We start from the raw sequence: 25,991 nt of genomic DNA, 5'->3' as shown, positions 1-25,991 counted from the left end.
GAGGCCGTTCTCATGGTCGTCGACGAGCCCGCGACCGAGGAGCACCTCGCGAAGATCCTCGAGGTGCCGCGCCGCGCCGTCGCCGACGCCCTGCGGGAGCTGGCGGACGAGTACACCGTGCAGGGCCGCGGGTTCGAGCTGCGGCTGGTCGCGGGCGGCTGGCGGTTCTACAGCCGGCCCGCGCACGCCGACGCGGTGGAGCGTTTCGTGCTCGACGGGCAGCACGCCCGCCTCACCCAGGCCGCCCTGGAGACCCTCGCGGTCGTCGCGTACCGCCAGCCGGTGAGCCGGTCGAGGGTGTCCGCGGTGCGCGGAGTGAACTGCGACGGGGTCATGCGCACCCTGCTCCAGCGGGGTCTGGTCGGGGAGGCGGGCACGGAACCCGAAACAGGTGCGATCCTGTACAGGACGACGAACTACTTCCTGGAGCGGATGGGCCTGCGCGGCCTGGACGAGCTCCCGGAGCTCGCGCCCTTCCTCCCCGAGGCGGACGCGATCGAGGCGGAGACGCAGGAAGGGCTCCCGTCGTTCGACCCGGACGCACCGGAGGCGCCGGGCCACGAGGACGCAGACGACACGACGGAAATGTGATGCGAAGCAGCAGCAGCGGCAGGAACAGCAGCGGAAACAACGGCGGGAGCCGTGGTGGCAACAGCGGCGGCCGCGGCAGCAGCGGTGGCGCCCGGCGCGGCGGCGACGGCGGCGGGCGCGGCAACTACCGGGGCGCGGGCAACGGCCGCGACGACCGGCAGGGCGGCGGCCGCCCCCGCAACCCCCGCCCCGAGGAGCGTCGCTACGACGTCGACATGCCCTCCGACGGCCCCGGCGGCCCGAAGAAGGGCCGCGGCGGAGCGGCCCGCGGCGGAGCGAAGGGCGGCCCCCGCCAGTCCCCGCAGCGCGGCGGCGGCCGCACGGCGCCGGCCCGCTCGCGCGAGTACGACGCCCGCGCCGAGCAGCGCAACCGCGAGCGGTACGAGAACAAGCCCCAGATCAAGACCCCCAAGACGTTCGGCGAGCAGGAGGGCGAGCGGCTGCAGAAGGTGCTGGCCCGGGCCGGTATGGGCTCCCGCCGGGCGTGCGAGGAGCTGATCGAGGCGGGCCGTGTCGAGGTCAACGGCAGCATCGTGATCGAACAGGGCGTCCGCGTGGACCCCGAGAAGGACGAGATCAAGGTCGACGGCCTGACCGTCGCGACCCAGTCCTACCTGTTCTTCGCGCTGAACAAGCCCGCCGGCGTCGTCTCCACGATGGAGGACCCGGACGGACGCCAGTGCCTCGGCGACTACGTCACCAACCGCGAGACCCGGCTCTTCCACGTCGGCCGGCTGGACACCGAGACCGAGGGCATCATCCTGCTCACCAACCACGGTGAACTGGCCCACCGCCTCACCCACCCCAAGTACGGCGTCAAGAAGACCTACCTGGCCGCCATCCAGGGCCCGCTGCCCCGGGAGGTGGGCAAGCGGCTCAAGGACGGCATCCAGCTGGAGGACGGCTACGCCCGCGCCGACCACTTCCGGGTCGTGGAGCAGACCGGCAAGAACTACCTGGTCGAGGTGGTCCTCCACGAGGGCCGCAAGCACATCGTGCGCCGCATGCTGGCGGAGGCGGGCTTCCCCGTCGACAAGCTGGTGCGCACCGCGTTCGGCCCGATCGCGCTCGGCGACCAGAAGTCCGGCTGGCTGCGCCGGCTGACCAACACCGAGGTCGGCATGCTGATGAAGGAGGTCGGTCTCTAGGACCGGCCCGACCGCACCGAAGGAGCCCGCGACCGCCAGGTCGCGGGCTCCTTCGCGTGCGGTCCCGGCTCGCCGCCCCGCGATCCGGCCCCGCCGCCACCGTCGATCCCGGCCCCGGAAACCCCTTGTGGAGGAGCACCGGCAGCATTTATGGTCACAGTGACCATTAAGGAGGTCGGTGTGAGCCTCGCAGACATGCTCCAGCCCTTGCAGCAACCGCTGTTCACCCTGCTCGACACGCCCGTCAGCTGGGTCGAGGTCCTCGGCTTCGGCAGCGGCGCGCTCTGCGTCTGGCTCGTCGCCCGCCAGCACATCGCCAACTGGCCGATCGGCATCGCCAACAACCTCTTCTTCATCCTGCTGTTCACCCAGGCCGGGCTCTACGCCGACGCCGGCCTCCAGATCGTCTTCATCGCCCTCGCCGCGTACGGCTGGTGGACCTGGACCCACGGGGGTGGACCAGGCTCCGGCACGCTGCCCGTGCGCCGCACGACGCGCACCGAGTGGCTGTGGCTGCTCGCGGCGGGGGCGGTGGGGACCACCGGACTCACACTCCTGCTCGACCGGGCCACCGACTCCACCGTCCCCTTCTGGGACGCCCTGACCACCGCGCTCTCCCTGATGGCGACCTACGGCCAGTGCCGCAAGCGCCTGGAGTCCTGGTGGCTGTGGATCGCCGCGGACGTCGTCTACATCCCGCTCTACGCCCACAAGGAGCTCTACCTGACCTCGCTGCTCTACGCCGGCTTCCTGACCCTGTGCCTGATCGGGCTGCGCAACTGGCACCGCGACCTCGCCCACGGCGGGCCGCGGACCACGGCGGAGGCCGTCGCATGAGCCGCCCCGCGCACGGTCTGGTGCTCGGCAAGTTCTACCCGCCGCACGCCGGCCACCACCACCTCGTCCGCACCGCCGCCGAGCACTGCGCACGGCTCACCGTCCTGGTCTGCGCCTCCTCCGTGGAGACCGTGCCCCTCGCCGACCGGGTCGCCTGGATGCGCGAGGTCCACCCCGGCGTCCGGGTGGTCGGAGCCGTCGACGACACCCCCGTCGACCTCCACGACCCCGGCGTGTGGGACGCCCACATGGCCGTCTTCACCGCGGCCGTCCCCGAACCGGTCGACGCCGTGTACACCTCGGAGGAGTACGGCCCCGAACTCGCCCGCCGCTTCGGAGCCCTGCACGTCTCCGTCGACCCGGACCGCTCCGCGTTCCCGGTCTCCGGCACCGCCGTGCGGGCCGACCCCGCGGGCCTCTGGGACTTCCTCGCCGCCCCCGTCCGGGCCGCGCTGACCCGCCGGGTCGTGGTCCTCGGCGCCGAGTCCACCGGCACCACCACCCTCTCCCGCGACCTCGCCGCCCACTACCGCCGGCGCGGCGGCGTCTGGGCGCGCACCGGCTGGGTCGCCGAATACGGCAGGGAGTACAGCGAGGCCCGGCTCGCCGCCCTGCGCGCCCGTCGCCCCGGGGCCGACTGGTCCGAGGTGGTGTTCACCTCCGAGGAGTTCCCCGTCATCGCCCGGGAGCAGGCCGCCCGGGAGGAGGCCGCGGCCCGCGCGGGGTCGCCGCTCCTCGTCTGCGACACCGACGCCTTCGCGACCACCGTCTGGCACGAGCGCTACATGGACGCCCCCTACCCGGTCGCCACCGAACCGAGGCGCCAGCACCTGTGGATCCTGACCGACCACCGCGGGGTCGCCTTCGAGGACGACGGCCTGCGCGACGGGGAGCACCTGCGCCCCTGGATGACCGGCCGCTTCCGCGAGGAGCTGACCCGCACCGGACGTCCCTTCGCCGAGGTCACCGGAGACCGCGAGGAGAGGCTCGCCGCCGCGGTCGAGGCGGTCGACGCGCTGCTGGACGACGGCCTCCGGTTCGCCGACCCGCTCCCGGAGCGCCGCTGATGGAACGGTACGACCCGCACGCGTTCCCGCCCTTCGCCGTCACCGTCGACCTCGCGGTCCTCACCGTGCGCGGCGACACCCTCCAGGTGCTCCTCGTCGAACGGGGGCAGGACCCGTACCGCGGCGACTGGGCCCTGCCCGGCGGATTCCTGCTGCCCGACGAGTCGGCCGAGTCGGCCGCCCGCCGCGAACTGGCCGAGGAGACCGGGCTGTCCCCGGCGACCGCGGCCGGCCTGCACCTGGAACAACTGCGCACCTACAGCGACCCCGGACGCGACCCGAGGATGCGGGTGGTGTCGGTGGCGTTCACCGCGCTCGTGCCCGACCCGCCGGAGCCCCGGGGCGGCGGGGACGCCGCACGGGCCCGGTGGGTCCCGGCCGCCGGCACCGGACCGCTCGCCTTCGACCACGTCCGCATCCTGGCCGATGCCGTCGAACGCGTCGCCGCCAAGTTCGAGTACACATGCGTCGCCACCGCCTTCTGCCCGCCCGAGTTCACCCTCGGAGAGCTCCAGCAGGTCTACGAGACCGTCTGGGGCGTCGCCCTCGACCGGCCCAACTTCCGCCGCAAGGTCCTCGCCACCCCCGGCTTCGTCGAAGCCGTCGAGGGCGGACCGCGCCGCACCGGCGGCCGCGGGAAACCGGCCGCACTCCACCGCGCGGGCCCCGCCCGCTCCCTGCATCCGCCCCTGTTGCGCCCGGAAGGACGGCACCCATGACCTCCACCACCCCGGACCCCACCCGGAATCCGGCCCCGCCCGCCGCCTCCCGTGCCGCGGCGAAGCGGGCGGCGACCGGCTCCCTCGTCGGACTGGCCCTCGGGGACGCGCTCGGCTTCCCGACCGAGTTCAACGACGTGCCCTCGATCCTCGCGAAGTGCGGACCCTGGCGGTCGATGGACCTGCCCCAGCCCGCCATCGTCACCGACGACACCCAGATGACCCTCGCCCTCGGCCGCGGCCTGCGCACGGCACTGTCCCGCGGCACCCTCGCCCCGCTGCGGATGATCCGTCCCGTCCGCGAGGAGTTCACCGACTGGTACCACTCGCCGGAGAACAACCGGGCGCCCGGCCGCACCTGCCTGGTGGCCTGCCGGAAGCTCGACGACCCGGACCTGCCCTGGCAGGAGGCGAGCCAGATCGCCTCCAAGGGATGCGGCGCCAACATGCGCGTCGCGCCCGTCGGCCTGATCCCCGGACTGAGCCCCCGGCACCGCGCCGGAGCCGCCCAGCTGCAGTCCGCCCTCACCCACGGCCACCCCACCGCCCTCGCCGCGAGCGACCTCACGGCGCACGCGATCCGCCTGCTCGCCGACGGCGCGGAACCCACCGGCCTGGTCGGCCGGCTGCGCTCGTACGCGCTGGACATGCGCCGCGCGTACCACGAGGAGTGGCTGGGGGACCTGTGGCGGCACTCGACCGCCGACGCGAGCCCCGAGGACTTCATCGCCCGCGGCTGGGACGAGTGCCTCGCCGTGCTGGAGCGCCTCGCCGCGGCCGTGCGCTCGCCCGAGCCGGAGATCGACCCCTGCCTGGTCACCGGAGACGGCTGGATCGCCGAGGAGGCCCTCGCGACGGGTCTGCTGTGCTTCCTGATGTTCCCGGGCGAGCCGCTCACCGCGCTGCGCCGGGCGGCCTGCACCCGGGGAGACTCCGACTCCATCGCCTGCCTCGCCGGCGCCTTCGCGGGAGCCCACCTCGGGGCGGACGCGTGGCCCGCCGCATGGGCGGACCGGATCGAGTACCGCGACGAACTGCTGGCCCTGGGCGCGGCCTGGGACGCCTGAGCCCGCGGCCGGCTCCGGCCGTCAGGTCAGCAGCACGGCATCCCCGGACACGGTGATCTGCTCCGGCGGCAGCGGCCGGGTCGCCGGGCCCCGCTCCACCGAGCCGTCGGTGACGCGGAACCTGCTGCCGTGGCAGGGGCAGACGATCAGCCCGTCCGCGACCTCTGTGACCAGGCACTGCTGATGGGTGCAGATCGCCGAGAACGCCTTGAACCGACCGGCCTCCGGCTGGGTCACCACGACCTTCTGCTCCTTGAAGACGGTGCCGCCGCCCACCGGGACGTCCGCCGTCCCCGTCAGCTCCTCGCCGGCGGGGGAGGAGGCCCCGCCCGACGCGGAGGCGCCGTCGGACGCCGCCGGGGCGGACGGGCCGCCGTCGTCCCCGCCGCACCCCGTCACCAGGCCGACCGCGCCCGCTGCGCCTGCCGCCAGAACCGACCGTCGGCACGTGTCCATCGCACTCTCCCTCGTCCCGTGACGTCACGGCCGGCCTCGCCGGCGCCAGGGGCATCGTCGCCGCCCGCGCGCCCGCCGCGAAGCAACCGCGCCCCCGGTGTCCGTCCGCCGGCCCAGCGCCATCGGCCGCGCGGACCCCTCACGGACCCGGGACGAGCCCCGTCGCCCGGCCGGTCCCGTCCCGCACCACGGTGGACACCGCCACCACGGCCCCGCGTTCCACGGGGCCGTGGACATGCGGATACGCCGTCCCGCCGACCTCCTCCCACCGGACCTCCGCCGACAGCCGGGACGGGTCTACCGCCAGCACCAGCAGCGTGCCCGGCACCTCGCGGTAGCGGGCGTCGGCCACGGCCAGCGCGGCCGGCTCGTCCGCCGAGCAGTGGACGAAGCCCTCCTCGGCCAGGGAGGCGGGGGCGTACGGGGCGGGGGCACCGGCTGTCCACCGGTCCTCGGGCACGACATGGAAGATCATGCACCCGTTCTAGCAGCCTTCGTGCACTCACACTTTGCCTATACCTTGTAGGCACATGCATACTCACTGAAGGAAACCAGGAGGAGCAGACCATGGCACGCGCAGGGCTGACACCCGAACGGCTCACCAGAGCCGGCGCCGAGCTCGCCGACGAGGCCGGCCTCGACGCGGTGACCGTCTCCGCCCTCGCCCGCCGGTTCGGCGTCCGGCCCGCCAGCCTCTACGCCCACGTACGCGGCACCGACGACCTGACGACCCGGATCGCCCTGCTCGCCCTCGAGGAACTGGCCGACCGCGCCGCCGACGCGGTGGCGGGCAGATCCGGCAAGGAGGCCCTGGCCGCCTTCGCCGACGCCTACCGCGACTACGCCCGCGAGCACCCCGGCCGCTGGGCCGCCACCCGTCACCCGCTCGACCCGCAGACGGCCGCCGCGAGCGCCGGCCCGCGCCACGCCCGGATGACCCGGGCGATCCTGCGCGGCTACGACGTCCCCGAGGACGAGAGCGTGCACGCCGTGCGACTGCTCGGCAGCGTCTTCAACGGCTGGGCGGGCCTGGAGAACGCCGGCGCCTTCGACCACAGCACCCCCACCCCGCAGACGAGCTGGGAACGGGCCGTCGACGCCCTCGACGTCCTCCTGCGGCACTGGCCGGCCCCCGGCCGCTGAGCCCCACCCCACCACCACGGCGGCGCCCCGCGCCGCCGGGAACGGCACCCGACATGGACACCACCCCCGCACCCGGCGCCCCGTCCCACCGCGGCGACTGGATCACCACCCCCCTCACCGAGGACCTCCTGCGCGGCGCGCTCGACCTGGAGCGCACCGCGCACGGACTGCTGCCCCACCGGCTGCCCGCACGGGCCCGCGCCCAGTGCACCGACCCCCAGCTCGCCATGGTCGAGGCACAGCCCTCCGGCGTCCGCCTCGTGTTCCGCACCCGGGCCACCGCCGTCGAGCTGGACACGCTGCCCACCAAACGCGCCTACACCGGCGCCCCGCCCCGGCCCGACGGCGTCTACGAACTCCTCGTCGACGGCCGACCCGCCGGACGCACCACCGTCCCGGGCGGCAACACCCTCACCATCGACATGGAGACCTGGGCGACCGACCGCCGCACCGGAGAGCCCGGCACCGCCCGGTTCGACGGCCTGCCGGACCACGAGAAGACCGTCGAGATCTGGCTCCCGCACAACGAGACCACCGAACTCGTCGCCCTGCGCACCGACGCCCCCGTCGCCGCCGTGGAGGAACGCGGCCGTGTATGGCTCCACCACGGCAGCTCCATCAGCCACGGCTCCGAGGCCGCCGGACCCACCTCCACCTGGCCCGCGCTCGCCGCCACGCTGGGCGGCGTCGGCCTGATCAACCTCGGGCTCGGCGGCAGCGCCCTGCTCGACCCGTTCACCGCGCGCGCCATGCGGGACACCCCGGCCGACCTGATCAGCGTCAAGATCGGGATCAACCTCGTCAACCTCGACCTCATGCGGCTGCGGGCGTTCGGACCTGCCGTGCACGGATTCCTCGACACCATCCGCGACGGACACCCCACCACGCCGCTGCTCGTCGTCTCCCCGATCCTCTGCCCCATCCACGAGGACACCCCCGGCCCCGGCGCCCCCGACCTCCAGGCCCTGTCGACCGGCCGGGTGCGCTTCGTGGCCACGGGGGATCCCGCGGAGCGGGCGGCGGGCAAGCTGACGCTCGGCGTGATCCGCGAGGAGCTCGCCCGCATCGTCCGGGAGCGCTCCGCCGACGACCCGCACCTGCACCACCTCGACGGCCGCGCGCTGTACGGGCAGGCCGACCACGAGGTCCTGCCCCTCCCGGACAACCTCCACCCCGACGCCCCCACCCACCGCCTCATTGCGGAACGCTTCGCCACGGCGGTGTTCGCGGAGGACGGGGTGTTTGCCGCGGGCGCGGCGTGAGGGGGGTTCCCTGCGGGGGGTGCCTCTATGTCTTTCGTCAAGGCATCTCTGTCGGGTTTCGGGTGGTTCGGGCTTGGGGGCTATGCGGCGAGCTCGACGTCCGTCGGTGTCCGGGATTCGTAGAAAGTGCCGTCGCGGAGCATGGCGAACAGGACGCTGATGCGTTGGCGGGCGAGGCGGAGGAGGGCCTGGGTGTGGGTCTTGCCGCGGGCGCGTTGCTTGTCGTAGTAGGCGCGGGAGGCCGGGTCGGCGTTCATGCAGGCGAAGGCGGACAGGAACATCGCCCGTTTGAGCTGGCGGTTTCCGCCTCGGGGTGCGTGTTCGCCGTGGATCGAGGTCCCGGACTGCTTCGTGGTGGGGGCGAGGCCGGCGTAGGAGGCGAGGTGGGCGGCGGTGGGGAAGCTGGTGCCGTCGCCGACGGTGACCAGCAGGACGGCGGCGGTCCTGACGCCGACGCCGGGCATCGACGTCAGGACCGGGGAAAGAGGGTGAGCGTCCAGCAAGGCGTTGATCTGGGCTTCCATCGCCCGGCGCTGGGTGTGGACAGCGGCGAGCGAGGCGGCCAGGGAGGGGATGACGATGTCGAGGGTGCCGGTCCCGGGAACGACGACGGTCTGCTCGTCGAGCGCGTTGAAGACATCGTCGATCAGCCGGGTGGCCATGCGCGGGGCCTTGGGGCGGATCAGGTCCACGAGTCTGCGGCGGCCTGCCTTGCGCAGGGCGGCCGGGGATCCGTGGCGCTCCAGCAGCCAGGTGACGGCCTGGTGGTCCAGGCGAGGGCCCAGGACGCGTTCCAGGCTGGGGTGGAACTGGGTGAGCAGGCCGCGTATTCGGTTGGAGGTGCGGGTGGCCTCGGCGGCGAGGTCCTGGTCGAAGCCGACGAGCACGGTGAGCTCGGCGGTGATCTCGTCGGTCAGTTCCAGCGAGCGCAGGGTGTGCGGCATGGTGCGGGCCGCGTCCGCGATGACGGCGGCGTCCTTGGCGTCGGTCTTGGCCTCGCCGGGGTAGAGGTCGGCGATCCGGCGCATCGCGAGTCCGGGCAGGTAGGCGACCTGGCAGCCGGCGTCGCGGGCGACGGTCAGCGGCAGGGCGCCGATGGAGGCGGGCTGGTCCACGACCACCAGGACGGTGCCGAACTTCTCGTTCAGCTTGTCGAGCACGGCCCGCAGCTTCGGCTCGCTGTTGGGCAGCGGTTTATCGAAGACCTTCTTCCCACCCGGGGTGAGCCCATGACCGTGGTGGGCACTCTTGCCGACGTCCAGGCCCAGGAACACGCCCACGTCTTCGATCTCGAACATCGTGCCCCTTCCCAGGGGGTGTTGGCGGTGCAGGCCTCGGCTCGGGTGTCGTGCTCGCGCATCCACGTTATGCAGACCTGCCGCCCGCGAACTGTCCGGCATTGCGCCGGACCGGACGGCGGCCGGACCTCTGATCAGCGTCTCCGACGAACACCCCCGGACCCGGTGACACCACCCCCCAGGTCATGCCTTCGACAGGGGGCAACAGTCATGCCGGACCCGAAGGCCAGCGGCCCCATTGCGGAGCCGCAGAAAACATAACGGGGCGGGTCCCCTTGGGGGGCGTTGCGGTGTTCCCGGGTGCGGTGCACGTTTGGGTGCGGGTGTGTGGGTGGCGCACCCACGCTGCGCGCGGGTTGTCCTCAGACGCCGGACGGGCTTTGTTGCCCGGTGGGGCGTGTTTTTCTTGTGCGGGCGGGGGTGGTGCACCCCCGCTGCGCGCGGGTGTCCTCAAGCGCCGGACGGGCTTGGGTTGCACGGCGCTGGTCCGGTGCGTGGAGTGGGGGTTGCGGGTCCCTCCGGAGGCTAGAGCGCCCGCTCGCCCCAGACTTGACCTGCCCTAGCCGGAGGACCGTCGGGCGCTTACGCCTCCTGCGCGCCCCGTGTCCGCGTGGAACGTACCGGCCCGCCGGTGTGGGGGCTGTCTCTTCGTCCGCGGCCCCGGTGGTCGTGAGCATCTTCCGCCGTGTGTGCTGTTTGCGTGGGTGGTCGCGGGACCGGGTGGCTTTCCCACCTCCGCTGCGCGTGCGAGGTGTCCTTGCCGGACGGGCCGAACATGTACGGGCAGGCGCCCACATCGCCTCGTGCCGCGTCCCCGGTCTCGGACGGCCACCCTGCACCCACCTACCCGCAGCCGGAACTGCTCCCTCCCCCCGTCCGGCCGGTGCGTTCGCCGCGGACACGGGGCGCACAGGAGGCGTAAGCGCCCGACGGTCGTCGAGCTAGGGAGAGTCATATTGGGGCGAGCGGGCGCTCTAGCCTCCGGAGGGACCCGCAACGTTCGTCCTGCGGTGCGGACCCAGTTCGGGCAACTCAAGCCTGTCCGGCGTTTGAGGACACCCGCGCGGAGCGGGGGTGCACCACCCCCGCCTGCACACAGCACAGATGCCCGACCGGGCAACAAAGCCTGTCCGGCGTCTGAGGACAACCCGCGCGCAGCGGGGGTGCGCCACCCCCACACCCGCACCCCACAACGCACCCGCCCCCGCGGGCACCCCCCCCGTCCCGCAAGGACCCCGCAACAAACCTGGCTACCCTGGTGCGCAGCACCCCCCGCGTCGGCCGCCGCCCCGCGGCGCCCCCGCCCCGTCATGAGGACCCCGCCCCGTGAGAACCGCGCTCGTCATCGGAACCGGACTGATCGGCACGTCTGCCGCGCTCGCGCTCGCGGGCCGCGGGGTCACCGTGCACCTCGTCGACCACGACGCCGCGCAGGCGCGCACCGCCGCGGCGCTCGGGGCCGGGACCGATGCGCCGCCCGAGGGCCGGGTGGACCTCGCGGTGATCGCCGTGCCCCCCGCCCATGTGGCCGCCGCGCTCGCCGGGGCGATGAAGGAGGGCGCCGCCCGCGGCTACCTCGACGTCGCCAGCGTCAAGGGCGGACCGCGCCGCGAGCTGGAGGCGGCGGGCGTCGACCTGTCCGCGTACATCGGCAGCCACCCGATGTCCGGCAAGGAGCGCTCCGGGCCGCTCGCCGCCAGCGCGGACCTCTTCGAGGGCCGCCCCTGGGTCCTCACACCCACCCGGGACACGGACACCGAGGTGCTCAACCTGGCCCTGGAACTGGTCGCGCTGTGCCGTGCCGTCCCCGTGGTGATGGACGCGGACGCCCACGACCGGGCCGTCGCGCTCGTCTCGCACACTCCGCAGTTGGTCTCCTCCATGGTCGCCGCCCGGTTGCGGGAGGCCGACGAGACGGCCGTCCGGCTCTGCGGCCAGGGCATCCGCGACGTGACCCGGATCGCCGCGTCCGACCCCCGGATGTGGGTGGACATCCTGTCGGCCAACCCCGGCCCGGTCGCCGACGTGCTGGCGGGCGTCGCCTCGGATCTGGAGGAGACCGTGCGTTCCCTGCGCTCGCTCCAGGCCGCCGACGCGTCCGAGCGTTCGGCGGGCGCCGCGGGCATCGAGGATGTGCTGCGCCGCGGCAACGCGGGCCGCGCACGGGTGCCCGGCAAGCACGGCGCGGCCCCCGCCTCGTACGAGACGGTCGCCGTCCTCATCAGCGACCAGCCCGGTGAGCTCGCCCGGATCTTCGCGGACGCCGGCAGGGGCGGCGTGAACATCGAGGACGTGCGCATCGAGCACGCCACGGGACAGCAGGCCGGTGTGGTGCAGCTCATGGTCGAGCCGTCGGCCGCCCCGGTCCTGAGCGCCGCGCTGCGCGAGCGGGGCTGGGCGCTGCGCCAGTAGCCCGGGGCGGGCCGGTGGCCCGGGGCGGGCGGGGCGCGGGGCCGGCCGGAGTCCGTGTGCATGAGGGGTGTCCGGCACTCGGTAACCTGGTGCCGGGCACATCGGCAGTCCGCCGGCCCGCCACCCCAGACCTGAAAGGTGTCCGACACCGTGGAATCCGTGATCGTCGCCATCGACGGCCCCTCCGGCACGGGCAAGTCGAGCACCTCCAAGGCCGTCGCCTCCGCCCTCGGGCTGAGCTATCTCGACACCGGCGCCCAGTACCGGGCGATCACGTGGTGGATGATCAGCAACGGCATCGACGTCGCCGACCCGGCGGCGATCGCCGCCGTCGCGGGCAAGCCGGTCATCGAGTCGGGCACCGACCCGGCCGCCCCGGCGATCACCGTCGACGGCCTCGACGCGTCCGGCCCGATCCGCACCCAGGAGGTCACCTCCAAGGTCAGCGCCGTCAGCGCCGTGCCCGAGGTGCGCACCGTGATCACCGACCTCCAGCGGTCCATCGCCTCGGCCGCCGCGCAGGGGATCGTCGTCGAGGGCCGCGACATCGGCACCACCGTGCTGCCCGACGCCGACCTGAAGATCTTCCTGACGGCGTCGCCCGAGGCCCGTGCCGCGCGCCGCAGCGGCGAGATCAAGGGCTCCGACGTCGCCGCCACCCGCGAGGCGCTGATCCGCCGGGACGCGGCCGACTCGAGCCGCAAGACGTCCCCGCTCGCCAAGGCGGACGACGCCGTCGAGGTCGACACCACCGATCTCAGCCTCCAGCAGGTCATCGAGTGCGTCGTGACCCTGGTCGAGGAGCGCCGGAGCACGCCGAAGCAGGTCGCCAGGTGACCGTTCCCTCGCTGAAGGGCGCGGCCGTCGGCCGGGGCATCGGCATCGGCCTCATGTACGGGCTGTGGAAGCCGCGGGTGCTGGGCGCCTGGCACGTGCCGGCGTCGGGGCCGGTCATCATGGCCGTCAACCACTCGCACAACATCGACGGCCCGATGCTGATGGGCACCGCGCCCCGGCCCGTGCACTTCCTGATCAAGAAGGAGGCGTTCGTCGGCCCGCTCGGCGCCTTCCTGACCGGTATCGGGCAGGTCCAGGTGGACCGGACGACCGCCGACCGCACGGCGATCGGCAACGCGCTCGGTGTGCTGGAGAACGGCGGTGTGCTCGGCATCTTCCCCGAGGGCACCCGGGGCGAGGGCGACTTCGCGTCGCTGCGCGCCGGCCTCGCGTACTTCGCCGTGCGCAGCGGTGCGCCGATCGTCCCGGTGGCGGTGCTGGGAAGCACGGAGCGCCGCGGACGGTTGATACGGCAGCTGCCTCCGCTGCGGAGCCGGGTCGACCTCGTCTTCGGCGAGGCGTTCCAGGCCGGCGACGGCACCGGCCGCCGGACGCGCAAGGCGCTCGACGAGGCGACCGTACGCGTCCAGGAGCGGCTGACCGTCCACCTGAAGGACGCGAAGCGCCTCACCGGGCGCTAGACAGACGTGAGTAATGGGCCGCCCGACGCGGTCCAGTGACGAATGAGGAACGGACTTCATGAACGACCAGCACGACCACGGAGCGCTCGGGGACACCGAGTACGCGGAGTTCATGGAGCTCGCCGCGGAAGAGGGCTTCGACGTCGAGGACGTCGAGGGCGCGATCGAGGAGGCCGGGCACGGCCCGCTTCCGGTGCTCGCCGTCGTCGGCCGTCCGAATGTCGGCAAGTCGACCCTGGTGAACCGCATCATCGGCCGCCGCGAGGCGGTCGTCGAGGACAAGCCCGGTGTCACCCGTGACCGGGTGACCTACGAGGCCGAGTGGGCGGGCCGCCGTTTCAAGGTCGTCGACACCGGCGGCTGGGAGCAGGACGTCCTCGGCATCGACGCCTCCGTCGCCGCCCAGGCCGAGTACGCCATCGAGGCCGCCGACGCGGTCGTCTTCGTGGTCGACTCGACCGTCGGCGCCACCGACACCGACGAGGCCGTCGTCAAGCTGCTGCGCCGGGCGGGCAAGCCCGTGGTGCTCTGCGCCAACAAGGTCGACGGACCGAGCGGCGAGGCGGACGCGACGGCGCTGTGGTCGCTCGGTCTGGGCGAGCCGCACCCCGTCTCCTCGCTCCACGGCCGCGGCACCGGCGACATGCTCGACGCCGTCCTGGAGGTCCTGCCCGACGCCCCCGCCCAGACCTTCGGCACGGCGGTCGGCGGGCCGCGCCGCATCGCGCTGATCGGCCGCCCCAACGTGGGCAAGTCCTCGCTGCTGAACAAGGTGGCCCGCGAGGAGCGCGTCGTCGTCAACGAGCTCGCGGGCACCACCCGGGACCCGGTCGACGAGCTCATCGAACTCGGCGGCGTGACCTGGAAGTTCGTCGACACCGCCGGTATCCGCAAGCGGGTCCACCTCCAGCAGGGCGCCGACTACTACGCCTCGCTCCGCACGGCCGCCGCCGTCGAGAAGGCGGAGGTCGCCGTCATCCTGATCGACGCGACGGACACCATCAGCGTCCAGGACCAGCGCATCATCACGATGGCCGTCGAGGCGGGCCGCGCGATCGTCGTCGCCTACAACAAGTGGGACGACCTGGACGAGGAGCGCCGCTACTACCTCGAGCGCGAGATCGAGACCGAGATGCAGCAGGTCGCCTGGGCGCCCCGGGTGAACGTGTCGGCCCTCACCGGCCGCCACATGGAGAAGCTCGTCCCGGCGATCGAGACGGCGCTGGCGGGCTGGGAGACCCGTGTCCCCACCGGCCGTCTGAACGCTTTCCTGGGCGAGATCGTCGCCGCGCACCCGCACCCGATCCGCGGCGGCAAGCAGCCCCGCATCCTCTTCGGCACGCAGGCCGGCACCAAGCCGCCCCGCTTCGTGCTCTTCGCCTCCGGCTTCCTGGAGCACGGCTACCGCCGGTTCGTGGAGCGCAGGCTGCGCGAGGAGTTCGGTTTCGAGGGGACCCCGATCCACATCTCGGTGCGGGTGCGGGAGAAGCGCAGCCGCAAGAAGTGAGACCGCGGCTCCGCACGCGTCGTGTGCGGAGCCGCGGCACGGTGCCCCGGACCGCCGGCGTGAGCCGCGGTCCGGGGCACCGTGCCGTCCGCCGGGGCGGCCCGGGAGCGCCGGGCGCGCGCCGGCGGTCCCCCGCGGCGGTTCCGGGCGGGTCAGGCCCAGGCCGGCGCCGAGGCGCTGCAGGTGGCGGGGAGGTAGTACTGCTCGCTGAAGTCGCCGAGGCAGACTCTGAACGAGAAGGCGAATCCTTCGGGGAGGTTGCCGTACGAGCGGTCGGTGCAGCCGCCGGCTCCGCTGGTGTGCCACTTCCAGGTGTTCGTGAAGCTCGCGATCACGACGACGGACTTTCCGTCCGCCGCCGTGTCGCAGATCCTCATCTTGTCGCCGTCCGCGTACCAGGTGGCCGAGCCGCCGCCGCCCGGCACGCCTGCGGCTCCGGCGGTGGGGGCGGCCAGGACGAGGGCCGAGGCGGCGGCCGCCGCCACGACGAGGGTGTTGCGGGTCGTCTTCCTGCCGTACCGCTTCCGGTTCGGCCGGGTCATGGTGGGCATGGGGCTCCTTCGGCTGGGGTGCCGGCGCACGGGGTGCGGCGGCACGGTGTGGCCCCGGTCCGTCGTGTCCGGTCCGCGGGCTGCCGGCTGGCTGGCACGACGGTAGGAGCCGCCGCACTCCGTCGGCGTCAACCCGGCGCCGGGTACCGGGTAAACCCTGGCGGTAGACCGGGAGTTGACGCCCGGCCGGCAGGGGCGCCGGTAGTCTGCGCCGCATGCAGCGTCCGCGGACACCGGTCCGGCGATCCACTGGGGCCCTGGACGTCCTCGTCGCGGCGGCGGTTCTCGGGTGCGCGCTGCTGCTGGGGCGGCAGGACACCGGTGAGGGGTATCCGCCGCTGAACCGGGCCGGCTGTCTCCTGACACTCGCGGTCCACGTGCTGCTGTGCTTCCGGCGCCGGACTCCCGTTCTCGTCGTGTCCGGCGTTCTCGTCCTGTGGACGGCGTACATCGCCCTCGGCTCCTGGCCGGTGGTGAACAGCCTCGCGGCTCAACTGGCGCTCTACACCGTCGCGGCCACCCGCCCGCTCCGCACCGCCGTCACGGCGGGCGCGGGGGTCGGCGCCGTGTGGGTGTACGGGGGATTCACGGCGCCCGGGGGGTCGGTGGCGGCCGCCGCGGCGCTGGGCGTCGTCGTGCCGGCCGTACTCGTCCGCTTCGGCCAGTCCGCACGCGAGTCGGAGCGCCGTGGCAGACGCCTGGCCGAGCTCGCGGCCCAACTGCGGGCCGAACGCGACGTGAAGGCCGAGCGTGCGGTCGCCGACGAGCAGGCGCGCATCGCCCGCGAGCTCCACGACGTGATCGCCCACCACATGTCCGTGATCGCCGTCCAGTCCGGTCTCGCCCACTACGTCTTCGACACGGACCCCGGGGCCGCCCGCAAGGCGCTCGTCACCATCGCCGGCACTTCCAGCGAGGCGCTGGAAGAGATGCGGCGGATGCTCACCCTGCTGCGCGCCGGGGACAACACGCCCGAGTCGTACACCCCCATGCCCACGCTGGGCGGGCTCGGCGAGATGGCCGCCCGGATGCGCGAGGGGGGCGTCGATGTCGAGCTGGTCCTGGACGGGCGGGCCCGGTCGTTGCCGCCCGGGGTGGAGCTCTGCGCGTACCGGGTCGTGCAGGAGGCGCTCACCAACGTCCTCCGTCACGCGCGGCCCGCCGGCGCGGTGGTGCAGGTCCGCTACGGGCCGCACCACCTCATGGTGACCGTGACGGACGACGGCCCCGGCCCGGATCCGGCCGGAAGCGGCGACGGCGGCGGGCACGGGTTGATCGGCATGCGGGAACGGGCGAAGCTCTACGGGGGCACCGTGACGACGGGCCCGGGCCCCGACGGGGGCTTCCGCGTACAGCTCGTGCTGCCGACGTCCTCGCCTCCCGCGGGAGGAGAGGGGCCGGCGGGCGGCTGAGGAGGGCGCCCCCGCCATGACGATCCGGGTACTCGTGGTCGACGACCAGTACCTCATACGCGCCGGCATCGTGGGCCTGCTGGAGGCGGCGGACGGCATGTCCGTCGCCGGTCAGGCAGCGGACGGCGAGGAGGCCGTCCGGCTGGCCGCGCTCCTGCGTCCCGAGGTGATCCTCATGGACATCCGCATGCCCCGGATGGACGGTATCGAGGCCGCCCGGCGGATTCTGGAGCACGGTGCCACCGCGGCCGTGCCACGGCCGAGGATTCTGATGCTGACCACGTTCGACCTCGACGCGTACGTCTATCAGGCGCTGCGGGTGGGGGCCGACGGCTTCGTCCTCAAGGACACCGGCCCGACGCGTCTGCTGGCCGCGGTCGCGGCCGTCGCCGCGGGCGACGCCATTTTCGCGCCGACCGTCACGCGGCGGTTGGTCGAGGCGTTCTCGCGCACGGTGCCGGGGGGTGAACCCCTCGGGGGACGGCCGGTGGAGATCGAGCAGCTCACCGACCGCGAGACCGAGGTGCTCCGGCTCACGGGCACCGGCAGGTCCAACGCGGAGATCGCGGGGGAGCTGTTCATCTCCGAGGCCACCGTGAAGACCCATCTCAACCGCACCATGGCCAAACTGGGCCTGAACAGCAGGGCTCAGGCCGTCGTGGTCGCGTACGAGACGGGGCTGGTCACGCCGGGCGGTCCTGCCTGACCCGTGGCCCCGGCCCCCGCGGGTTCGCCGTTCGGCGGGGTCCGGGCCCCGGGGCGTCCGGATCAGATCGGACCGGACGGTGCCCCGGGCAGCGGGGCAGGGGCACCGTCGTGTCCGGCTCAGGCGCCCCGGCGGGGGCCCGGCGGCAGGGCCGCGGGCTCGTGCCCGTTCGGCGGCCGCACGACCTGGTGGTACGGCTGCCAGTTGTTGCCCGGGTGGACCGGGCTGAAGTGCCCCGAGTACGTGCCGAGTCCGCCGCGGCTGCTGTGGAGCCCGGTCGACCCGAACCCCCGGAAGCCGAGCTCCTCCTCACCGCTCCGGTCTCCGGGAAGCGTCCGGAACGCCCGGCGGAACTCGGAGTACAGCGCGTCGTAGATCGGCGTGGGCGAGTCGCCCGACGAACCGTCACGCGCTGCGCGCGCCGAGGGGATCGGGCTCTGGTACGGCTGGCGGAAAGGGTCGTATGTGTGCACGTACCTGCAACGATCAGGCAGTCCTCGCGGATGCGGTCTGCGCGGCCGTGCATTCTTCCGGGGGAGGCCCGGCACGCGCGGAGGATCCGCCGTCGGGGGCCGGGCTCCGCGGACGACCGGCTGCCCCGGGAGCGGTGGTCCGGCGCGGGTGGCCGCGCTCCTGCGGCGGGTGACCGCGCGCTCCGGTGCGCGTGGGGCGTGGGTCTGCGCGCCGGATGGGGTGCTCTCGCGCCGGGTCGTGGACAGACCACGGCCCGGCGACCGCCGGATGCGGCCGCCGGGCGCGGGGAAGTGTCGCGTCCCCCGGCCCGCGGACCGGGGGACGTGACCGCAGGGCGTGCGGACGGCAGGGCGTACGGAGCTGGTGCGTCCGGCTCCGGCAGCCGGTCAGGTGCCGGCGAGCGGCATGGCGGCGGCCACCAGACGGCCGTTCGCCGCCGCCTTCTCCAGCGCGTCGCGCAGCAGGTCCTCGCGGGGCTGCTGCCCGATGGACCCCACGGGGGCGGCGAACACCAGGACGGTGTGCGACCGGTTGGCCGCCGTCCGCCAGCCGTCCGTGACCTGGAGCGGCTGGTGCGCCTGCCACCAGGCGACCGGGCTGCCGCCGTTCGTGCCCGGCTGGAGCACGGCGTGCAGCTGACCCATCGCCACGAGGACCGACCAGCCCGGGAGTTGGTGGGGGACCAGTTCCACGTCGGACACCGGCTGGAAGCCCTGCTCGATGAGGAGGGGCAGGAAGTCGTCGCCGCCGTTCCCCGTGGTGCCCGGGCGGGCGATGGGGGCGGTCGGCTCGACGACGAGCGCCGGGTGCAGCTCGCCGTTGATCAGGATGAGACCGCTGGTCACCCCGAGCACGGCCTGCTGGGGTGCCGCCCCCGGGACCGGGGGCTCCTCGCCGGTGATGGACCGGACGGCGCCCTGGAGCTGGTCCTCGGCGACCTGGACGACCTGGGAGGGGATGCAGGTGGCGTGGGCGAAGGCGAGGACCGCGGTCTCCTCGCCGACGAACAGCACCGTGCTGGTGCGCTCCTGCTCGGAGTCGCCCGGGGTGCGGCAGGAGGTGCAGTCGTAGCTGCCCGGTGCGTTGTGGCCGGCGAGCAGCCGGTCGGCTTCTTCGTCGCCGATCTCGGCGCGTACGTCCTCGCTGACGTCGAGCATGCGCGGCACGGGTGGCTCCTCGGACTTGAGATGTGCGCCGGGCCTGTCCCGGGCTCATGAAGGGTCAACGGGTGACGGGCTGCCTGAGTCACGCGCGGCACGCCACCCGTTGCGGCGCTCCAGGTCACGGGCCCGCGGCCGGCGGGGTGCGCGTTCCGCGTCCTGCGTGCTCGCCTGCCCGTGCCCGTGCCCGTGCCCGTGTCCGTGCCCGTGCCCGCGTGCCGCGCCTTCCCGGCGGGGGCCGTGGTGGCGCGGTCCGCGGACGCCGCACGGGGCCGCGGCCCCGCCGTGTCCCCGCCGCGACGCGCGGACGCCGTGTCGTGCCGGCAGATCCCGTTCGGGCGCTGACCGGGCAGTACAGTCCTCGCGGGGCTCCCTCGCGACCACGGGGAGCATCGGCCGACCAGGGGATGCGGCGACTCATGCGCCTGTCGTTTCTGCTGCACAACGCCTACGGGTTCGGCGGGACCATCCGTTCGACGTTCAATCTGGCCGAGGCGCTCGCGGGCCGCCACGAGGTGGAGATCGTCTCGGTGTTCCGGCACCGGGACCGGCCGGGCATGGGAGCGCCCCGGGGGGTGACGCTCCGCCACCTCGTCGACCTGCGCGAGAACAGTCCCGGTTTCGACGGCGCGGACCCGCTCGCCGCACGGCCCGCGAAGGTCTTCCCGCGGGGCGACGGGCGCCACTGCCAGTACAGCCGCCTGACCGACGAGCGGATCGCGGACCACCTCGCCTCGCTGCGCTCCGACGTCGTCGTCGGCACCCGCTCCGGTCTCAACGTCCACATCGCCCGGCAGACGGCGCGCGGGGTGGTCCGCGTGGGGCAGGAGCACCTGACCGTCGGCGGCCACAGCCTGAGGCTGCGCCGCGAGATCGGCTACCGCTACGCGGCACTGGACGCGGTCACCACGGTCACGGAGGCCGACGCCCGCGCCTACCGGGAGTCGTTCAGCCTGCCCGGTGTGCGCATCCTGGCGGTGCCGGGCAGTGTGCCCGAGCCGCCGGTGGAGCCGGCCGACGGCTCGGCGAAGTGGGTGGTGGCCGCCGGCCGGCTGACCCGGGTCAAGCGGTTCGACGTGCTCATCGAGGCGTTCGCGCGGGTCGTCGAGGTCCGGCCGGACTGGCGGCTGCGCATCTACGGCGGAGCCGACGCGACCGGGAACGAGAAGGAGGCCCTGCGCCGGCTCGTCGACGAGCGGGGGCTGCACGGCCATGTGCTGCTGATGGGCCCGGCCAGCCCGCTGGAGGCGGAGTGGGTCAAGGGGTCGGTCGCGGCCGTGACCTCCTCGCAGGAGTCGTTCGGCATGACCATCGTGGAGGCCATGCGGTGCGGCCTGCCCGTCGTCTCCACCGACTGCCCCCACGGCCCCGGAGAGATCATCGAGGACGGCGTCGACGGGCTGCTGGTGCCGGTCGGCGACACCGGTGCCGTCGCCGGCGCGCTGCTGGAGCTGATCCAGGACGACGGCCTGCGCCGCCGGGCGGGGAAGGCGGCGCTCGCCGCCTCCGCGCGGTTCGACCCGGCGAGGATCGCCGAGCGGCACGAGGCCCTGTTCACCGAACTCCTCGACGCGGGGGCAGCCGACCGGACCGCGAGCGGGGCGCGCGAGACGATCCACCGCGGCGCGGGTGCCGTGTACGACGGCGTGTACGCCCTGCGGCACCGCGTCGCCGCGGTGGCCCGCGGGCGGCGGGGCCGGTAGCGGCCGGGCGCACGAGCACGCCCCCAGTCGGCCGCACCGCGCCCCGCCCGGCGCCGCCGGACCGGCCCCCGGCCCACCCCCGCGCGCCCTTGCGGACCGGAGGTGTCCGCAAGGGCTGCCAGACTCGGCGCCATGTTGGAGACCTCGGCACGTCTGCTGCGCCTGCTGTCCCTGTTGCAGGCCCACCGCGAATGGTCGGGCGCGGATCTCGCCGACCGGCTCGGTGTCACCCCGCGCACGGTGCGGCGGGACGTCGACCGGCTGCGCGATCTCGGTTACCCGGTCGACGCCAGTCCCGGCACGGGCGGCGGCTACCGGCTCGGAGCGGGGGCGGAGCTGCCGCCGCTGCTGCTCGACGACGACGAGGCCGTCGCGGTGGCGGTCGGGCTGCGCACCGCGGCCGGTCAGGGCATCGAGGGCATCGGCGAGACGTCCGTACGGGCGCTCGCCAAGCTGGAGCAGGTGCTGCCGAACCGGCTGCGCCGCCGGGTGAGCGCGCTCAACGCCTTCACCGTCCCCATGCTGCGGGGCCGCCGGGGTCCGGTGGTCGACCCGGCGCTGCTGACCGAGCTGGCCCACGCCTGCCGCGACGGCGAGCTGCTGCGCTTCGAGTACCTGGACCACAACGGGACGGCGACCCGGCGCACGGCCGAGCCGCACCGGCTGGTCTGCACCGAGCACCGCTGGTACCTCGTCGCCTGGGACGTGGACCGGGCCGGCTGGCGCACCTTCCGTACCGACCGGATCACCCCGAAGCCCCCGCACGGACCGCGGTTCGCCCCCCGCACCCCGCCGGCGGACGACCTCGCCGCCTACGTCTCCCGGGGCGTCTCCCTCCAGGCGTACGCGGCGCGTGCGGTGCTCTCGCTGCACACCTCCGCCGAGCGGGCGGCGGAGGTCATCGGCCCGTCGGACGGGGTCCTCGAAGCGGTGGACGACACCCGCTGCGTGCTGCGTACGGGCGCGCCCGACCTGGACGTGCTGGTGATCCACGTGATGCTGCTCGGCGTCGACTTCGAGGTGGTCGAGCCACCGGAGCTGACGGACCGGATCAGGACCATGCGCGACCGGCTCTCCCGTGCGCTGGCCTCCGGCGGCGAGGCGCCCCGCCCGGCCGATGATGGGGATCCTGTGAGGGAGCCGTGAATTCCCTGCACGGTGTCAATTCGCCGTGCCGGGCCGTTCGCGGTAATTCCGGGAAATGGATTGCGCATGTGCGGCGGATTCCGGGGAATAAGAGCGGGCCGACTCCGGAAGTGCCCGTTCGGGTGAACGAGTTCGAGTGGAACGGCCGCAGAACCGGCGTCGGGATCCTGTGACAGAAGCGTGACCGGTGCGCTACGCGAGACCGGTGACGGCGCTCACCCGTCCGGCTTCCGTCACCGTGTGCGGCCGCCTACGGTGGAGGGCATGGGAACCCAACCGACGCCCCGTTCACCGTCCGACGACACGCCCGACGCCTACGTCGGCCTCGACGCCGGCCCGGCCGAGCGGATCGCCCGCGAGCGCGGCTGGTCGCCGGTGCGGTCGCTGCCGCCCGGATCGATCATCACCATGGAGTACATGGAGGGCCGGCTCAACTTCGAGGTGCAGGACGGGACCGTCCTGCGCTGCTGGAAGGGCTGACCGGACCACCACCCGCGCGGTACGGCGAAGGGCCCCGGCACACCAGGTGTGCCGGGGCCCTTCGCCGTACCGCGGTCCGCTCAGCCGCCGACGGGCGGCCGGGAGTGGGGCGGGCGCCTGCTGCCGGTCGGGGTGACCGGCGAGCGCTCGGACCGCATCGCGTGCGCCCGCGGGGACGAGTGCGTCGCCGTCCGCGTGGTCGCCGCCGATCCGGACGGCCGCGCCGCGGCGGTCCCGGCCACGGCGACCGGCTCGTGCGGTGCGCCGCCCTCGGGCTGCGGCGCCGGGTCCCGCTGCGGCACGAGCCCGGGCCGCGGGCCGCCGGCGGCCACGGGCCGCGACGGCGTGAGCGCCCGGCGGGAACGCCACCGGTCCCGCAGGTCGAGGATCCAGGCCTCGGCGCGCCCGATCAGCGGCTCGCACCACGGCAGCGCCAGCAGGATCAGCAGCCCCGCCGCCCAGCCGAGGAGCACGTCGCTCAGCCAGTGCGTGCCCAGGTACACGGTGGTGAGCCCCACCCCGAGCGAGACCACGGCGGACAGGGCCGACAGATAGCGCCGCGCCCTCGGCGTGGTGGCGAGGTAGGCCAGGATGCCCCAGGTGACCACGGCGTTCGCGGTGTGACCGGAAGGGAATATATCGCCGCCCGCGAACATCTCGGCCGAGCCGATCTGTGTCGCGTAGTGGGGGCCGAGCCGGCCGAGTCCGATCTTGACCGCGCCCACCGTGAGGTTCAGCAGCAGCAGGGCCGCGCCGAGCGCCAGGAGGGGCCTGAGGGTGTGCTGGCGCCAGGAGCGCCAGCCCAGCCATGCCGCCACCATCACGGCCGTCGGGCCGCGCTGGCCGAGCACCACGAAGTAGTCGAGGAAGGCGTGCTGTTCGGGCCACTGCTCGTAGGGCCGGAACAGCATCAGCTTCCAGTCGAGGGCCACGAGCCACGTCGACGCCAGCACGGCGACGACGATGGCCGCGTAGAACGCCGACGTCCCGCCGAAGAGGGCGAGACGTGTGCGGCTCATCCGCGGGATCTCTATCTTCGGCGGTTCCGGCTCCCGGTCCAGCCGGGCAAAGATGTCGGTACGCACCCAATCGACGTTACAGGGAGTGAGTGTCCGGTCAGGTCGATCCACTCCTTTCGTGATGCCTATGTGATGTGGAGTTTGTCTCAGATCCACTCAATTCCGGGGCCCGCGCGGAAATTACCGGGAAGGGCCTCCTCATTTGTCCTGTGTCTCCCGTCGGAGGATTACGCGCCCCGGCCGGGAATGGTTCACCGCCGTTCCGTGCGGAATTTCCGTGGCGTTCAGGGGCGCGCATGATCCACACACGGGGCGCGGACGAGTGGCGTACGCCACACCGGGCCGCCGCAGGTCGTGAGAGATCGGCCACGCGCACCGGACGGGAACTCGCGTACGCTGACGGCTCACTCGCCCGTCGATGCCGGGCGGCCCCGCGGGACTCGGAGCAGCACCGATGCGGGCCGGTCCGCCGAGCGCGAGGACTCTACGGGAGGTTCGTACATGTCGGTGACGGCCAACGCCGGGGCACGCCTGCGCTCCGTCGGCGGCGGCGCCAACCGCTGGGTCGTCCTCTTCGTCCTGTGCGTCAGCCTGCTGCTGGTCGCCCTCGACGCGACCGTGCTGCACGTCGCCGTCCCCGCCGTCACCGAGGACCTGCGTCCCGGCGGTGTCGAGCTGCTGTGGATCGTCGACGCCTACCCGCTCGTGTGCGCCTCGCTGCTGATCATGTTCGGCACGCTCGGCGACCGGGTCGGGCGCAGGCGGCTGCTCCTCCTCGGCTACGCCGTCTTCGGCGTCGCGTCGGCGTTCGCGGCGTTCGCGCCGACCCCCGAGGTGCTCATCGCCGCACGGGTCCTGCTCGGCACGGGCGGCGCGATGATCATGCCCGCGACCCTGTCGATCCTGCGCGACGTCTTCCCCGACCGGCGCGAGCGGGCCACCGCGATCGGCGTCTGGACCGCGGTGGCCGCCGTGGGCGCCGCGACCGGGCCGGTGCTCGGCGGCTTCCTGGTGGAGCACTTCTGGTGGGGCTCGGTCTTCCTGATCAACATCCCGCTGATGGCGCTCATCCTGCCCGCGGGGAAGTGGCTGCTGCCCGAGTCGCGCGGCGACAGCGAGGGGCCGTGGGACGTGCTCGGCGCGCTCATGGCCGCCGGCGGGGTGCTCGGCCTGGTCCTCGGGGTGAAGCGGCTGGGCGCGGGCGACGGACTGCTCGACCCGGGGGCGACCGGGCCGCTGCTGGCCGGAGGTCTGCTGCTCCTGCTGTTCGTGCGGCGACAGCGGCGGCGCAGGCACCCCCTCATCGACATGGGGATGTTCTCGCGTGCCGCCTTCACCACGTCGGTCGGCTGCATCGTGCTCGCCATGCTGGCCCTGGTCGGCCTGGAGCTGATCGCCGTCCAGTACCTCCAGCTGATCCTCGGGCTCAGCCCGCTGGAGACGGGCCTGCGCCTGCTGCCGCTGACCTTCGCCGCGATGGCCGCGGGGGCCACCGGCTCGTACACCCTGAGCCGCGTCGGGCCCCGCCGGATGGTCGGCTGCGGGTTCGTGCTGACCGCGGCCGCGGTGCTGCTGCTCGTCATGATGGGCCAGCACGACAGGCCCCTGCTGCTCACGGCCGGTTTCGTGCTGCTCGGCTTCGGTCTCCAGACCACCCTGTTCGCGGCCTACGAGTCGATGCTCAGCGAGGCCCCGGCGGAGCAGGCCGGCGGCGCCGCCGCCATCGGCGAGACCTCGTACCAGCTGGGCGCCGGCATGGGCATCGCCCTGCTCGGCAGCGTGATGAACGCCGCGTACGGGCCCTCGGTCGCCGGTCTCGCCGGGGTGCCGCGCTCCGCGAGCGAGGCCGCGTCCCACTCGCTCGGCGAGGCGTACCAGGAGGCGGAGCGGATCGGCGGCGCGGCGGGCGAACTGCTGCACGCGACCGCCCGGCACGCCTTCGTCCACGGTCTGCACGTCACGCTGGTCGTCAGCGCGGGGCTGCTGCTGCTCGGCGCGGTGGCCGCGCTGCGGCTGCCGCGGCGCATGGAGGCGGCCGGCGCGGCGCAGGACGAGGCCGTGTCCCCGGCGGCCGGTGAGCCCGCCGCGTGCGAGTCCCGCCCGCCGGTGTCCGGCGGCGCCGCGGGCGCGGTCCCCGGCGCGCGGCACTCCGGCGGCGCGGAGAACCGCGGAGGGGCCGGCGCGGTGCCCGGGTCCCGGCGTTCCGGCGCCGGTGCTCCCGGTCCGGAGTCCGCGCCGGCCGGTACGCCGCCCGGCCGGCGGACGCCGGGTGCCGAGGAGCGCGAGCGCGCCGAAGCCGCCGGGTCTGGACGCACGGCACACTGAGCCGTAACGTCGGGCTGTAACTAGCGTTGC

Annotated in this window: 25 protein-coding genes; 18 read left to right on the top strand and 7 right to left on the bottom strand. The window is 73.9% G+C overall.

Features of this window, described 5'->3' with window-relative positions; all coding sequences use genetic code 11:
* Nucleotides 1-12: 12 nt before the first annotated feature.
* The 6 genes from scpB to IAG43_RS06325 all read left to right on the top strand — a co-directional run bounded on the left by scpB (nt 13) and on the right by IAG43_RS06325 (nt 5,429).
* Entirely contained in the window at nt 13-591 is a 579-nt protein-coding gene (scpB, locus tag IAG43_RS06350; RefSeq protein WP_246574702.1) for an SMC-Scp complex subunit ScpB, read from the top strand.
* A complete protein-coding gene (locus IAG43_RS06345) occupies nt 591-1,739 on the top strand; it encodes a pseudouridine synthase (protein ID WP_187739780.1) in 1,149 nt (382 codons plus the stop codon). The genes scpB and IAG43_RS06345 overlap by 1 nt, the downstream gene beginning before the upstream one ends.
* Nucleotides 1,740-1,919: 180 nt before the next feature.
* Entirely contained in the window at nt 1,920-2,576 is a 657-nt protein-coding gene (gene pnuC, locus IAG43_RS06340; RefSeq protein WP_187739779.1) for a nicotinamide riboside transporter PnuC, read from the top strand.
* The gene (locus tag IAG43_RS06335; RefSeq protein WP_187739778.1) at nt 2,573-3,643 is read left to right on the top strand and encodes an AAA family ATPase; all 1,071 of its coding nucleotides are present in this window, start codon (nt 2,573-2,575) and stop codon (nt 3,641-3,643) included. Before pnuC ends, IAG43_RS06335 begins: the two co-directional genes overlap by 4 nt.
* Entirely contained in the window at nt 3,643-4,362 is a 720-nt protein-coding gene (locus IAG43_RS06330; RefSeq protein WP_187739777.1) for an NUDIX hydrolase, read from the top strand. The genes IAG43_RS06335 and IAG43_RS06330 overlap by 1 nt, the downstream gene beginning before the upstream one ends.
* On the top strand, nt 4,359-5,429 hold the full coding sequence (locus IAG43_RS06325; protein WP_187739776.1) for an ADP-ribosylglycohydrolase family protein: 1,071 nt from the start codon (nt 4,359-4,361) through the stop codon (nt 5,427-5,429). Before IAG43_RS06330 ends, IAG43_RS06325 begins: the two co-directional genes overlap by 4 nt.
* Before the next feature lie 21 nt (nt 5,430-5,450).
* Here IAG43_RS06325 and IAG43_RS06320 read toward each other — a convergent pair whose 3' ends face one another.
* Both IAG43_RS06320 and IAG43_RS06315 read right to left on the bottom strand, forming a co-directional pair.
* The gene (locus IAG43_RS06320) at nt 5,451-5,885 is read right to left on the bottom strand and encodes a Rieske (2Fe-2S) protein (protein ID WP_187739775.1); all 435 of its coding nucleotides are present in this window, start codon (nt 5,883-5,885) and stop codon (nt 5,451-5,453) included.
* A gap of 139 nt (nt 5,886-6,024) precedes the next feature.
* On the bottom strand, nt 6,025-6,360 hold the full coding sequence (locus IAG43_RS06315; RefSeq protein WP_187739774.1) for a DUF952 domain-containing protein: 336 nt from the start codon (nt 6,358-6,360) through the stop codon (nt 6,025-6,027).
* 92 nt (nt 6,361-6,452) lie between these two features.
* On the opposite strand from IAG43_RS06315, the gene IAG43_RS06310 reads away from it, so the two are divergent.
* Entirely contained in the window at nt 6,453-7,028 is a 576-nt protein-coding gene (locus IAG43_RS06310; protein ID WP_187739773.1) for a TetR/AcrR family transcriptional regulator, read from the top strand.
* Nucleotides 7,029-7,081: 53 nt separating this feature from the next.
* Nucleotides 7,082-8,290, top strand: coding sequence for an SGNH/GDSL hydrolase family protein (locus IAG43_RS06305; protein WP_187739772.1), 1,209 nt, complete (start codon nt 7,082-7,084; stop codon nt 8,288-8,290).
* An 80-nt stretch (nt 8,291-8,370) separates the two neighbouring features.
* Here the strand turns inward: IAG43_RS06305 and IAG43_RS06300 are convergent, their stop codons facing one another.
* Complete coding sequence (locus tag IAG43_RS06300; protein WP_187739771.1) at nt 8,371-9,588, bottom strand: IS110 family RNA-guided transposase; 1,218 nt, start codon at nt 9,586-9,588, stop codon at nt 8,371-8,373.
* Nucleotides 9,589-10,914: 1,326 nt separating this feature from the next.
* Between IAG43_RS06300 and IAG43_RS06295 the strand changes: the two genes are divergently transcribed.
* From IAG43_RS06295 to der, 4 genes are all read left to right on the top strand, one after another.
* Nucleotides 10,915-12,000: a prephenate dehydrogenase gene (locus IAG43_RS06295; RefSeq protein WP_187739770.1), complete on the top strand. Its 1,086-nt coding sequence runs from the start codon at nt 10,915-10,917 to the stop codon at nt 11,998-12,000.
* 138 nt (nt 12,001-12,138) lie between these two features.
* Nucleotides 12,139-12,837, top strand: coding sequence for a (d)CMP kinase (gene cmk, locus IAG43_RS06290; protein ID WP_187739769.1), 699 nt, complete (start codon nt 12,139-12,141; stop codon nt 12,835-12,837).
* Nucleotides 12,834-13,478, top strand: a complete 645-nt coding sequence (locus IAG43_RS06285; RefSeq protein ID WP_187739768.1) for a lysophospholipid acyltransferase family protein — start codon at nt 12,834-12,836, stop codon at nt 13,476-13,478. The genes cmk and IAG43_RS06285 overlap by 4 nt, the downstream gene beginning before the upstream one ends.
* Before the next feature lie 58 nt (nt 13,479-13,536).
* On the top strand, nt 13,537-14,985 hold the full coding sequence (gene der / locus IAG43_RS06280) for a ribosome biogenesis GTPase Der (protein WP_187739767.1): 1,449 nt from the start codon (nt 13,537-13,539) through the stop codon (nt 14,983-14,985).
* 152 nt (nt 14,986-15,137) lie between these two features.
* Here the strand turns inward: der and IAG43_RS06275 are convergent, their stop codons facing one another.
* The gene (locus tag IAG43_RS06275; protein WP_187739766.1) at nt 15,138-15,536 is read right to left on the bottom strand and encodes a hypothetical protein; all 399 of its coding nucleotides are present in this window, start codon (nt 15,534-15,536) and stop codon (nt 15,138-15,140) included.
* Between the two features lie 215 nt (nt 15,537-15,751).
* On the opposite strand from IAG43_RS06275, the gene IAG43_RS06270 reads away from it, so the two are divergent.
* Both IAG43_RS06270 and IAG43_RS06265 read left to right on the top strand, forming a co-directional pair.
* A complete protein-coding gene (locus IAG43_RS06270; RefSeq protein WP_187739765.1) occupies nt 15,752-16,948 on the top strand; it encodes a sensor histidine kinase in 1,197 nt (398 codons plus the stop codon).
* Nucleotides 16,949-16,964: 16 nt separating this feature from the next.
* Nucleotides 16,965-17,654 carry a response regulator gene (locus IAG43_RS06265; RefSeq protein ID WP_187739764.1) on the top strand — a complete coding sequence of 230 codons (690 nt, stop codon included), beginning with the start codon at nt 16,965-16,967 and terminating at the stop codon, nt 17,652-17,654.
* 119 nt (nt 17,655-17,773) lie between these two features.
* Here the strand turns inward: IAG43_RS06265 and IAG43_RS06260 are convergent, their stop codons facing one another.
* Nucleotides 17,774-18,127 (bottom strand): hypothetical protein, encoded by a 354-nt coding sequence (locus tag IAG43_RS06260; RefSeq protein WP_187739763.1) that lies wholly within the window; start codon nt 18,125-18,127, stop codon nt 17,774-17,776.
* A 387-nt stretch (nt 18,128-18,514) separates the two neighbouring features.
* Nucleotides 18,515-19,294: a hypothetical protein gene (locus IAG43_RS06255; protein ID WP_187739762.1), complete on the bottom strand. Its 780-nt coding sequence runs from the start codon at nt 19,292-19,294 to the stop codon at nt 18,515-18,517.
* 413 nt (nt 19,295-19,707) lie between these two features.
* Here IAG43_RS06255 and IAG43_RS06250 point away from each other — a divergent pair, with 413 nt between their 5' ends.
* The 3 genes from IAG43_RS06250 to IAG43_RS06240 all read left to right on the top strand — a co-directional run bounded on the left by IAG43_RS06250 (nt 19,708) and on the right by IAG43_RS06240 (nt 22,617).
* A complete protein-coding gene (locus IAG43_RS06250; RefSeq protein WP_187739761.1) occupies nt 19,708-20,991 on the top strand; it encodes a glycosyltransferase in 1,284 nt (427 codons plus the stop codon).
* Between the two features lie 132 nt (nt 20,992-21,123).
* Nucleotides 21,124-22,137 (top strand): helix-turn-helix transcriptional regulator, encoded by a 1,014-nt coding sequence (locus IAG43_RS06245; protein ID WP_187739760.1) that lies wholly within the window; start codon nt 21,124-21,126, stop codon nt 22,135-22,137.
* A 264-nt stretch (nt 22,138-22,401) separates the two neighbouring features.
* On the top strand, nt 22,402-22,617 hold the full coding sequence (locus IAG43_RS06240; protein WP_187739759.1) for an I78 family peptidase inhibitor: 216 nt from the start codon (nt 22,402-22,404) through the stop codon (nt 22,615-22,617).
* 80 nt (nt 22,618-22,697) lie between these two features.
* On the opposite strand, the gene IAG43_RS06235 is transcribed toward IAG43_RS06240, so the two are convergent.
* A complete protein-coding gene (locus IAG43_RS06235; RefSeq protein WP_187739758.1) occupies nt 22,698-23,702 on the bottom strand; it encodes a phosphatase PAP2 family protein in 1,005 nt (334 codons plus the stop codon).
* A gap of 435 nt (nt 23,703-24,137) precedes the next feature.
* Here IAG43_RS06235 and IAG43_RS06230 point away from each other — a divergent pair, with 435 nt between their 5' ends.
* Nucleotides 24,138-25,961: an MFS transporter gene (locus tag IAG43_RS06230; RefSeq protein WP_246574086.1), complete on the top strand. Its 1,824-nt coding sequence runs from the start codon at nt 24,138-24,140 to the stop codon at nt 25,959-25,961.
* Nucleotides 25,962-25,991: the final 30 nt, after the last annotated feature.

This window comes from Streptomyces genisteinicus (genome assembly GCF_014489615.1).
GTDB classification, from domain to species: domain Bacteria; phylum Actinomycetota; class Actinomycetes; order Streptomycetales; family Streptomycetaceae; genus Streptomyces; species Streptomyces genisteinicus.
The sequence above is the reverse complement of the archived record's forward strand: the minus strand, read 5'-3'. Positions and strand labels throughout refer to the sequence as shown.